Below are 10,666 nucleotides of genomic sequence, written 5' to 3' on the forward strand. Positions count from 1 at the left end.
TGCTCCAACAACTACGGCCCCTACCAGTTCCCCGAAAAAGTCATCCCCCTGTTCGTCACGAACCTCCTCGACGGCGCCACCGTCCCCCTCTACGGTGACGGCGGCAACATCCGCGACTGGCTGCACGTACACGACCACTGCCGCGGCATCGCCCTGGTCCAGCAGAAAGGCCGCGCCGGCGAGGTCTACAACATCGGCGGCGGCACCGAGTTGACGAACAAGGAACTCACCGGCCGACTCCTCGACGCCTGCGACGCCGGCTGGGACCGCGTCGTCCCGGTCACCGACCGCAAGGGCCACGACCGCCGCTACTCCCTCGACATCACCAAGATCCACCAAGAACTCGGCTACACCCCCAGCATCACCCTCGACCAGGGCCTCGCCGACACCGTCACCTGGTACCGCGACAACCGCACCTGGTGGGAACCCCTCAAGACCACACCCACCGCATGACACGAGTACTCGTCACCGGCGCCGGTGGGATGCTCGGCCGGGACCTGGTCACCGTGCTGCACGCCCGGTCCGACCTCAAGGTGACCGCCGCCGGCCGCGCCGACCTGGACGTCACCGACCCCACCGCGGTACGGACAGCGGTCGCCGAACACGACATCGTGATCAACACGGCGGCGTGGACAAACGTCGACGGCGCCGAGGCCGACGAGGCGGCAGCCACCGCCGTCAACGGCCACGGCGTGGCGAACCTCGCGTCGGCGTGTGCCACCAGCGGCGCCCGGCTCATCCAGGTCTCCACCGACTACGTCCTCGCCGGCGATGCCCGGGTCCCCTACCCGGAGGACGCGCCCACCGCGCCGGTCAACGCCTACGGCCGGGGCAAGCTCGTCGGCGAGCAGGCCGTCGCCCGGCTGCTGCCCGACACCGGCTACGTGGTCCGCACCGCCTGGCTGTACGGCGCGCACGGCCCGAACTTCGTGGCCACCATGCTGCGGCTCGCCACCCAGCGGGAACACATCGACGTGGTCGACGACCAGCACGGCCAGCCCACCTGGTCCTACCGGCTCGCCGAACAGCTCGTCGCGCTCGCCGACGCCGCCCTCGACGAACGGGCCGCCGCCGGCATCTACCACAGCACCTGTGCCGGCCAGACCACCTGGTACGGGCTGGCCCGCGCGGCGTTCACGCTTGCCGGCCTGGACCCGGACCGGATCCGACCCACCACCAGCGACCGGTATCCTCGTCCTGCTCCCCGACCGGCGTACAGTGTGCTGGCACACAGCCGCTGGGCGGCCGCAGGTCTGCCGTCGCTCCCCGACTGGCATGCCACCCTCGTCGACGCGTTCGACTCCCCCGCTCCGCCCGCTCCGTGGAAGGTCGCATGAAGCTCACCCTCGTCACCGGCTTGACCGGCCTCATATTGCTCGCCACCATCGTCGAGTTGCTGCGCCGCCGGCAGCTCCGCGAAAAGTACGGCATGCTCTGGCTCGGCGTCCTGGTGATCGTCATCCCCCTGTCGCTCTTCCCCCGCCTGCTGGACAACGTCGCCGAGCTGCTCGGCGTCGCCTCCGGCGTGAGCCTCGTGCTCTTCCTCGGCATCATCTTCCTGCTGCTGGTCTGCGTGCACCTCAGCTGGGAGGTCAGCCGCCTGGAAGAAGAGACCCGCACCCTGGCCGAAGACTTCGCCCTGCTCCGTACCGAGATCGACGCGGACCGGGCGGCCCGAAACGAACTGGTGTCCACCGATGGTTAACGGCAAGCGGGTCCTGATCATCATCCCGGCGCTCAACGAGTCCGGCTCGATCGCCGACGTCGTCGGCGAGGTCCGCGGTGAGCTGCCCGGCGTCGACGTGATCGTCATCGACGACGGCTCCACCGACCGCACCGCCGCGGTGGCCGCCGCAGCCGGTGCCCTCGTGGCCAAGCTGCCGTACAACCTCGGCGTCGGCGGCGCCATGCGGGTGGGCTACCGGTACGCGCGCGACCACGACTACGACGTTGCCATCCAGATCGACGCGGACGGCCAGCACGACCCCCGGTACGTGCCGAAGCTCGTCGACCTGCTCGACGAGACCGACCTGGTGATCGGCGCCCGGTTCGCCGGCGAGGGTGACTACATGGTCCGCGGCCCCCGCCGCTGGGCCATGGTCATGCTCTCCGGTGTGCTGTCCCGCGTCGCCCGCACCAAGCTCACCGACACCACCTCCGGGTTCCGGGCCGCCAACCGCCGGGTGATCGAGATGTTCGCCGCCTGGTACCCGGTGGAGTACCTGGGCGACACAGTGGAGACGCTCGTGCACACCGCCCGACGCGGCTACACCATCCGCCAGGTGCCGGTGGCCATGCGCAAGCGGATGGCGGGCACCCCCAGCCACTCCCCCGCCAAGGCCATGATCTACCTCGGCCGCGCCTTCGCCGTCCTCACGTTGGCGCTCATTCGCCGGTGATCCGCAGGCTTCTGAGTCTGGTCCCACCGGGCACCGTCGCCGTCGGCGCCGGCCTCGCCCTGCTGGGGCTCGCCTCCTACGTTCACCTGGCGGTCGCCGGGCACAGCCTCACCGAGGCGGACTACAACTCGCTCTCCGTGCTCTGGTCGATCGTCTTCACCCTCGGCATCGGCCTGTTCATGCCGGTCGAGCAGGAGGTAGCCCGACTCGTCGCCGCCCGGCACAGCCAGGGCCTTCCCCCCGGGCCGGTACTGGCCCGGGGGGCGGCCCTGGCCGCCGGCCTGCTCGCCGCCGTGGTCGCGCTGATCATCGCCTTCCGGGAGACGCTCGCCGACCGGCTCTTCGCCGGCGACGGCACCATGGTCACCGTCCTGATCGGCGCGCTGGCCGGGCTCGCCGTCGCGCACACCACCCGTGGTGTCCTCTCCGGCCTGCAACTGTTCCCCTGGTACGGCACCCAACTCGGCATCGACGGCGGCCTGCGGATCGTCATCGTCGCCGTGCTCGGCCTCAACGGTGTCACCAACCCCGTCTGGTACGGCGCGGTGCTTCTCATCGCGCCCGTCGCCGGCGCCGTCCTCACCGCGCCACCGGTGCTGCGGGCCATCGGCGGCGGAGCCCCCGTCGCCTGGGCGACCCTGCTGCGCGGCCTCGGCCTCCTCGTCGCCTCCAGCCTGCTCGCCCAGGTCGTGGTCAACATCGGCGTGATCAACGTCAAGGTGCTCGACCCGTCCGACGTGGCGACCGCCGGCGCGCTGCTCTCCGCGCTGGTGCTGGTCCGCATCCCGCTGTTCGTCTTCGCCTCGCTGCAGGCATCGCTGCTCCCGGGCCTCTCCACCTCGGCCAGCACCGGCGACCTCGCCGGCTTCCACAGCCTGCTGCGCCGCGCCCTGGGCATCGTCAGCGCGCTCGGTCTCACCGGCGCCGTCCTCGCCGTGCTCCTCGGCCCACAGCTGGTGCAGACCCTCTTCGACGCTCCCGGCGTCCTCGGCTACGCCGACTTCGCCTGGCTCGCCGTCGCCACCCTCGCCTACCTGTGGGCGATGGTCCTCGGCCAGGCGCTGCTCGCCCTCGACCGGCACCGGGCACAGGCCCTCGCCTGGGCCATCGGCGTGGCCGCGCTCGTCGTCGCGACGCTCGCCCCGGTCTCCACCGCGCTGCGAGTCGAGCTCGGCTACACCATCGGCTCCGTCGTGGTCGCCGCCGTCATGGCCGTGCTGCTGCGCACCCGCGCCGCCCGACCGGCAGCACCCACCCCCACCCCGGCCTTCGAGACCGCCGCGCCGGGAGTGACCGGAGGGGTCTGATCCGGGCCGCATCCCGCGGTCACACCGACCCGCGGTGCTGGTGGCCCGGCCCGCCGCAGGACGCTGGACGTACTGCGGCGGGCGGCCCGGACATCCAGGCCGCCCGCCGCATCAGCCGGGTGTTACTTGCCGTCCGCCGGCTTGTCCTCCAGGTCCGCGGACCCCGCCGACGTCGTCGGCTTGTGCGACTCCGTGGTGGGCTGCGCCGGAGTGTCCGGGCCACCCGCCTCCGCCGGCTGCTCCGCGGCGGACACGTCGCCGTCGAGCAACGCGGTGAGCGCCGCACCGGTGATCCGGCGGAACGAACGCCCCACCCGGTGGCGGTCCAACACCGCCACCTCCAACTGGTTGGCGGCGATCGTCCGGGCCGCGCCGCCCTCACCGCCAACCGTGCTCAACGCCTGCACCGCCACCCGGGCCGCCTCGGCGAGGGACATGTCCGCGCGGTGCTGCGACTTCAGCACACCGGTGATCGCCTCGGCCTGGCCACCCATGGCCATCCGCCCCGGCTCGTCGTTCACCGAACCGTCGTACGTCAGCCGGTACAACTCGTCATCGTCGGCGGTCGCCCCGACCTCCGCCACGCAGATCTCCACCTCGAAGGGCTTCGACTGCTCGGTGAAGATCGCACCGAGCGTCTGCGCGAACGCGTTGGCCAGGGCCCGCCCGGTGACATCACGCCGGTCGTAGCTGAGCCCGTTCAGGTCTGCCATCCGCACACCGGCCCGGCGCAGATTCTCGAACTCGTTGTACCGACCGACAGCGGCGAACCCGATCCGGTCGTAGATCTCGCTGACCTTGTGCAGGGCGCTGGAGAGGTTCTCCGCGACGAAGAGCACCCCGCCGGAATAGCTGAGGACCACCGCGCTGCGCCCCCGAGCGATGCCCTTGCGGGCCAACTCGGAGCGGTCGCGCATGATCTGTTCGGGCGAGGCGTAGAACTGCATGGCCACGGCGGCGGTTCTCCTTACGGCGCGGTGCTGACGACTGCTGACTGGTGGGGGTGGACGGGGCTCAGCCGCCCGGGTTCTCCATCCGACCGGCGACCACGCCCTCGGCGATCGCCGCCGTCTCGGCGTCGGTCAACCGGCGGGTGCCCTCGGCGGTAGCGGTCATCACCACCGGATAGATCCGGCGGGTCAGATCCGGTCCGCCGGTCGCGGTGTCGTCGTCCGCCGCGTCGTAGAGCGCCTCGACCGCGAGGCGGGTGGCGTCGTCGACCGACAGACCGGCCCGGAACCGCTTCTTCAGCGCCGACTTCGCGAAGAGCGAGCCGGAGCCGATCGCGTCGTAGCCGGTCTCCTCGTAGGGACCGCCTGTCACGTCGAAGCTGAAGATCCGACCGGCCCGCGCCGGGTCGGCGGCGGCCAGGTCGAACCCGGCGAACAGTGGCACCACGGCCAGGCCCTGCATGGCCGCACCCAGGTTGCCGCGGATCATCGACGCCAACCGGTTGGCCTTGCCGTCGAGCGAGAGCATCGCGCCCTCGATCTTCTCGTAGTGCTCCAGCTCCACCTGGAACAGTCGCATCAGCTCGATGCCGATGCCCGCCGTGCCGGCGATCCCCACCAGGGAGTACGCGTCGGCCGGGTGCACCTTCTCGATGTCGCGCTGGGCGATCAGGTTGCCCATGGTGGCCCGCCGGTCGCCGGCCATCACGACGCCACCGGCGGCCGAGATGGCCACGATGGTGGTCGCGTGCGGCGCCAGGTCGGCTGCCATGCCCGGCGGCAACGGCCGCCGGCCGGGCAGCATCTCGGGGGCCACCCGACTCAGGAACGTCGTGAAGGAGGACGTCCCCGCGTTGGTGAACACATCTGGTAGACGCCCGGATGGATCAAAGCCCGCTGCCACGTGGTTCCTCTCAGATACGTGATCGCCCTGGCCAGCCTCGTGGGACTGTCACGGAACTGGCCAAGACCACCGTTGCAGTTGAAGCAGAGTATCCCGCGCACCCATCCGGTGCGATGATCGTGGTCCAGATGTTGGGGGTCCGCACCGCCACAGATCGCGCAGACCCCGCCCTGCTCGGCCAGGAGCTCCTGAAACTCCTTCTCCCCGACGCCATACCGCCGCCGCAGGTGGTACTCGCGGTTACCCCCGTAGAGCCGCTCTTTCGTCTTGCTGGTCTTGGCGTTGTGGCAGGGCTTGCAGTAGGTGGCATAGCCGGAGGTGTCCGACCGGTTACGGGGGAAGGCATCGAACGGCTTGACCGCATCGCAGGCCGGACAGAACTTGTGCCCCTCGGGCACGACGCGACCTTCACGCACCTCGCGGTCGAACTTTGCCCTCACCCGACGCGCGTAACTTGCCTTGGACCGCTCGTTGAAGCAGGGCTTGCAGTAACTGCCCCGCCCATCCGGCCTCTTGGAGCTCACACAGAACTGATCGAGCGCCTTCCATTCGCTGCAATCTCGGCAGCGACGAAGGCCGTCCCGATCATCGTTCGCTCTAGGCATGTCCGAATTGACCCTATATGCTCACTGACCTCCTTTTTGCACGTATCCTCTGACAAATTCCTCTGCGTTTTCTTCGAGGACGGAGTCGATCTCGTCGAGGAGGTCGTCGACGTCCTCGGTGATCTCGGCGTGCCGCTCGGCCACCTCGGGGTTGGCCTCGGTGGTGACGTCCTCGATTTCCTCGCCCTGGCGGGACTTGCCGGACTGCGACTGGCCGCCGCTGTCTTGAGTGGCCACTGCTGCCTCCTCCACGATCGTCTGCGATGAACTTACCTCGCGCGGGCGACGAAAAGCCCGCCGCGCGCCGGCTTGCGGCACGCGACGGGCATAAGGACGTACGTTCAGCCGCCGGTCAACGTCTCGAGCAGATCCTTCGCGCTGGCGCAGCGGTCGAACAGCGCCCCGACGTGCGCACGCGTGCCGCGCTCCGGCTCCATCATCGGCACCCGGACGAGCGACTCCCGGCCCACGTCGAAGATCACCGAGTCCCAGCTCGCGGCGACGACCTCGGACGCGTACTGGGCAAGGCAGCGGCCCCGGAAGTAGGCCCGCGTGTCCTCCGGCGGCTCGGTCATCGCGGTACGCGTCTCGTCGTCGGTGAGCAGCGTCTTCATCGCCTTTCGGGTGACCAGGCGGTGGTAGAGGCCCTTCTCCGGCCGGACGTCGGAATACTGCAGGTCGACAAGCTGGAGCTTGTGCGAGCCCCAGCCGAGCTTCTCCCGCTCCCGGTAACCCTCGAGCAGCCGCAGCTTGGCCACCCAGTCCAACTCGTCGGCGCAGAGCATCGGGTCCCGGCCGAGCCGGTCGAGCACGCTCTCCCAGCGGTCGAGCACATCGACGGTCTGCTCGTCGGCGTCGGTGCCGTAGCGGTCGTCGACAAAGGACCGGGCCCGTTCCAGGTACGCCCATTGCAGGTCCAGTGCGGTGAGCCGGCGACCGTCGCGCAGTCGCATGAGGTGCGACAGGCCGGGGTCGTGGCTGACCGCGCGCAGCTCGCTGACCGGGTCGGCGATGCCGAGGTCGGCGCCGAGCGCCTTCTCCTCGATCATGTTGAGGATCAGCGCGGTGGTGCCGACCTTGAGATAGGTGGAGATCTCGGAGAGGTTGGCGTCACCGATGATCACGTGCAGTCGGCGGTATTTGTCGGCGTCGGCGTGCGGCTCGTCGCGGGTGTTGATGATGGGCCGCTTGAGGGTGGTCTCCAGGCCCACCTCGACCTCGAAGAAGTCGGCGCGCTGGGAGATCTGGAAGCCGGTCTGCCCGCCGTCCTGGCCGATGCCGACCCGGCCCGCTCCGACGACGATCTGGCGGGTGACGAAGAACGGCGTCAGGTACGACACGATGTCGGCGAACGGGGTCTGCCGCCGCATCAGGTAGTTTTCGTGGGCGCCGTAGCTGGCGCCCTTGTTGTCGGTGTTGTTCTTGTAGAGGTGGATTGGCTGGCTGCCCGGGATGGTGGCGGCCCGGCGGGACGCCTCGGCCATCACCCGTTCGCCGGCCTTGTCCCAGCGCACCACGTCCCTGGGGGTGGTGACCTCCGGGGTGGAGTATTCGGGGTGGGCGTGGTCGACGTAGAGACGGGCACCGTTGGTGAGTATCACGTTGGCGAGGCCGAGGTCCTCGTCCGCGAGGGCCTCGGCGGGGTCGTAGGCGGCCCCGGAGTAGGTGAAACCGCGGGCGTCGCGCAGCGGCGACTCTTCCTCGTAATCCCAGCGGGCTCGTCCACCCCGGTTGAGCTCGGGGCGTGCCCCGTAGGCGTTGACCACCTGTGATGAGGTGACCATCGGGTTGGCTCCGGCCTGTCCGGGCACGGAGATGCCGTACTCGACTTCGGTGCCCATGATCCGACGTACCGTCATGCGACCACTCGCTTCGCTCGCCCCTGGAGCCGGCGTACCCGCCGCTCACACCATCGAGACTAGTCTGCGCGGTGGCCCACCGCGCGGCCCTGCCGGTCGGCGCGGCGTGGCTGCCGCCCCGTGGCGGCTCCCGGTGGCGCCGCGCTCGGCCGGCGCACCGGGCCCGTGCATCCGGTGGAGTCCGTCGATGGCCTGCTGGGCGCCCGGGTCGGCCACGAGGAGACGCCGTGGGCCGGGGGCGTCGCCGCAGGATGTGCGGGGCCCGGACGGGCTGGTGGGACGCACGCAGCGGCGGCACCGGAGGAGATCCGGTGCCGCCGCTGGCGGTCAGAGGTACTGGCCGGTGTTGCTGGCGGTCTCGATGGACCGGCCGGCCTCGGCGCCCTTGCCACCGGAGACGAGCGTGCGGATGTAGACGATCCGCTCGCCCTTCTTGCCGGAGATGCGCGCCCAGTCGTCGGGGTTTGTGGTGTTGGGGAGGTCCTCGTTCTCGCGGAACTCGTCGACGCAGGCGTCGAGCAGGTGCTGCAGGCGCAGCCCCTTGCGGCCGGAGGTGAGGAATTCCTTGATGGCCATCTTCTTGCTCCGGTCGACGATGTTCTGGATCATCGCGCCGGAGTTGAAGTCCTTGAAGTAGAGGACTTCCTTGTCACCGTTGGCGTAGGTGACCTCGAGGAAGCGGTTCTCCTCGGTCTCCGAGTACATCCGCAGCACCACGGCGTCGATCATCGCCGCGACGGTGGCCTGGGGGTCGGCCGAGTGCTCGGCCAGGTCGTCCGGGTGCAGGGGCAGCCCGGCGAGGATGTACTTGGAGAAGATGTCCTTTGCCGCTTCGGCGTCCGGTCGCTCGATCTTGATTTTGACGTCGAGCCGGCCGGGGCGCAGGATCGCCGGGTCGATCATGTCTTCCCGGTTGGAGGCGCCGATGACGATGACGTTCTCCAGCCCCTCCACGCCGTCGATCTCGCTGAGCAGCTGCGGGACGATGGTGTTCTCCACATCGGAGGAGACACCGGAGCCACGGGTCCGGAAGATCGAGTCCATCTCGTCGAAGAACACGATCACCGGGGTGCCCTCGCCGGCCTTCTCCCGCGCCCGCTGGAAGATCAACCGGATGTGCCGCTCGGTTTCGCCGACGTACTTGTTGAGCAGCTCGGGGCCCTTGATGTTGAGGAAGAAGCTGGTGTGCTTCTCCTTGCCCTGCCGTTCGGCGATCTTCTTGGCCAGCGAGTTGGCCACCGCCTTGGCGATGAGCGTCTTGCCACAGCCGGGCGGGCCGTAGAGCAGGATGCCCTTGGGTGGGCGGAGCTGGTGCTCACGGAACAGATCCGCGTGCAGGAAGGGCAGCTCCACCGCGTCGCGGATCTGCTCGATCTGCGACTGGAGGCCACCGATGTCGCCGTAGTCGACGTCGGGCACCTCCTCCAGGACCAGCTCCTCGACCTCACTCTTCGGGATCCGCTCGTACGCGTACGCCGAGCGGGGCTCGATCATGAGCGAGTCGCCGGCCCGGATCGCGGAGCCGATGAGGGTCTCGGCGAGGTGCACGATGCGCTCCTCGTCGGAGTGCGAGACCACGAGCGCCCGGTCACCCGGCCCGCCGCCGGGCCCCTCCAGGATCTCCTTGAGCATCACGACCTCACCGACCCGCTCGTAGCCGAACGCGTCGACGATGTTGAGCGCGTCGTTGAGCAGGACCTCCTGGCCACGGCGCAGGTCACCCACGTCCAGCGAGGGCGAGACCGCGACCCGTAGCTTGCGGCCACCGGTGAAGACGTCCACCGAGCCGTCGTCGTGCTTGGCCAGGAACACGCCATAGCCACTCGGCGGTTGCGCGAGCCGGTCGATCTCCTCCTTGAGCGTCACGATCTGCGTGCGAGCCTCCTTGAGGGTGCTCACCAGCCGGTCGTTGTTCTCGGTCAGCCGCGCCAACTGTGCCTGGGTGGCCGCCAGCCGCTCTTCGAGCTGCCGGACGTGTCGGGGGCTTTCGGTCAACTTGCGCCGCACCAGAGCGAGTTCCTCCTGAAGGAACGCGACCTGCGTGGAGAGATCGTGGGCTTCCTTCTCCCACCGTGCGGCGCGCGAGTCCGCGTCGTCGCTGCGTGCTGCCACGTCCCACCTCCCCGGGGGGCTTGAACGTTCTGCCCTAACACTAGCCGCTATGAGGCCGATTCGGTCCCACGCAACACCCTCGTCACCGAACCTTGATCGCCAAGGGTGGCCTGACGGGCGGTTACCGGCGTTCGGGTACCGTCGGAGTGTAGGACGGGAGAACATGGGGGGTGCGCCGGTGACCGAGGTCGCGACCGATCAGCTACAGGTCTGGGTGGACCAGGATCTGTGCACGGGCGATGGGCTCTGCGTGCAGTACGCGCCAGAGGTTTTTGAGTTCGACATCGACGGTCTGGCGTACGTCAAGGGCGCCGACGGTGAGCTGCTGGCGACGCCGGGCAGCCGCGTCGACGTGCCCGAGCACCTGCGGCTCGAGGTGATCGACTCCGCGAAGGAGTGCCCGGGCGACTGCATCCACGTGGTGCGCGGCGACGGGGTCCGGGTGAGCAGGTGCCGGGCGATCGCGTCCGAGTCGCCGGTACGCACCAGCACGCTGTCGCCGCGTACCTCCACGGCGTCCACCCCGGGCA

The 10,666-nt window shown here is 69.6% G+C and carries 11 protein-coding genes and 1 pseudogene; 6 read left to right on the plus strand and 6 right to left on the minus strand.

Annotation, left to right across the window (positions count from 1 at the left end; all coding sequences use genetic code 11):
- The 5 genes from AB0F61_RS33830 to AB0F61_RS33850 all read left to right on the plus strand — a co-directional run.
- The coding region (locus AB0F61_RS33830) for a GDP-mannose 4,6-dehydratase (protein WP_357818371.1) at positions 1–453 on the plus strand (453 nt) is incomplete at its 5' end.
- On the plus strand, positions 450–1,337 hold the full coding sequence (gene rfbD, locus AB0F61_RS33835) for a dTDP-4-dehydrorhamnose reductase (protein ID WP_357818373.1): 888 nt from the start codon (positions 450–452) through the stop codon (positions 1,335–1,337). The genes AB0F61_RS33830 and rfbD, both read left to right, overlap by 4 nt.
- The gene (locus AB0F61_RS33840; protein ID WP_357818376.1) at positions 1,334–1,705 is read left to right on the plus strand and encodes a DUF2304 domain-containing protein; all 372 of its coding nucleotides are present in this window, start codon (positions 1,334–1,336) and stop codon (positions 1,703–1,705) included. The genes rfbD and AB0F61_RS33840 overlap by 4 nt, the downstream gene beginning before the upstream one ends.
- Positions 1,698–2,399, plus strand: coding sequence for a glycosyltransferase family 2 protein (locus AB0F61_RS33845; protein WP_357818380.1), 702 nt, complete (start codon positions 1,698–1,700; stop codon positions 2,397–2,399). The genes AB0F61_RS33840 and AB0F61_RS33845 overlap by 8 nt, the downstream gene beginning before the upstream one ends.
- Positions 2,396–3,706 (plus strand): polysaccharide biosynthesis protein, encoded by a 1,311-nt coding sequence (locus tag AB0F61_RS33850; protein ID WP_357818382.1) that lies wholly within the window; start codon positions 2,396–2,398, stop codon positions 3,704–3,706. The genes AB0F61_RS33845 and AB0F61_RS33850 overlap by 4 nt, the downstream gene beginning before the upstream one ends.
- Positions 3,707–3,828: 122 nt before the next feature.
- Here the strand turns inward: AB0F61_RS33850 and prcA are convergent, their stop codons facing one another.
- The 6 genes from prcA to arc all read right to left on the minus strand — a co-directional run bounded on the left by prcA (position 3,829) and on the right by arc (position 10,136).
- Positions 3,829–4,659, minus strand: coding sequence for a proteasome subunit alpha (gene prcA, locus AB0F61_RS33855; RefSeq protein ID WP_357818385.1), 831 nt, complete (start codon positions 4,657–4,659; stop codon positions 3,829–3,831).
- Between the two features lie 61 nt (positions 4,660–4,720).
- A complete protein-coding gene (gene prcB, locus AB0F61_RS33860; RefSeq protein WP_357818388.1) occupies positions 4,721–5,560 on the minus strand; it encodes a proteasome subunit beta in 840 nt (279 codons plus the stop codon).
- Positions 5,479–6,000, minus strand: coding sequence for an endonuclease VII domain-containing protein (locus tag AB0F61_RS33865; protein WP_357818390.1), 522 nt, complete (start codon positions 5,998–6,000; stop codon positions 5,479–5,481). The genes prcB and AB0F61_RS33865 overlap by 82 nt, the downstream gene beginning before the upstream one ends.
- A 186-nt stretch (positions 6,001–6,186) precedes the next feature.
- Complete coding sequence (locus AB0F61_RS33870) at positions 6,187–6,402, minus strand: ubiquitin-like protein Pup (protein ID WP_357818393.1); 216 nt, start codon at positions 6,400–6,402, stop codon at positions 6,187–6,189.
- Positions 6,403–6,506: 104 nt separating this feature from the next.
- Entirely contained in the window at positions 6,507–8,024 is a 1,518-nt protein-coding gene (gene dop / locus AB0F61_RS33875) for a depupylase/deamidase Dop (protein WP_357818395.1), read from the minus strand.
- Between the two features lie 327 nt (positions 8,025–8,351).
- Positions 8,352–10,136, minus strand: a complete 1,785-nt coding sequence (gene arc, locus AB0F61_RS33880; RefSeq protein ID WP_355029055.1) for a proteasome ATPase — start codon at positions 10,134–10,136, stop codon at positions 8,352–8,354.
- 178 nt (positions 10,137–10,314) lie between these two features.
- Here arc and AB0F61_RS33885 point away from each other — a divergent pair.
- Positions 10,315–10,584: pseudogene (locus AB0F61_RS33885) on the plus strand (ferredoxin); the annotation flags it as partial.
- Between the last annotated feature and the right edge of the window lie 82 nt (positions 10,585–10,666).

This window comes from Micromonospora sp. NPDC023888, assembly GCF_040639415.1.
GTDB lineage: Bacteria > Actinomycetota > Actinomycetes > Mycobacteriales > Micromonosporaceae > Micromonospora.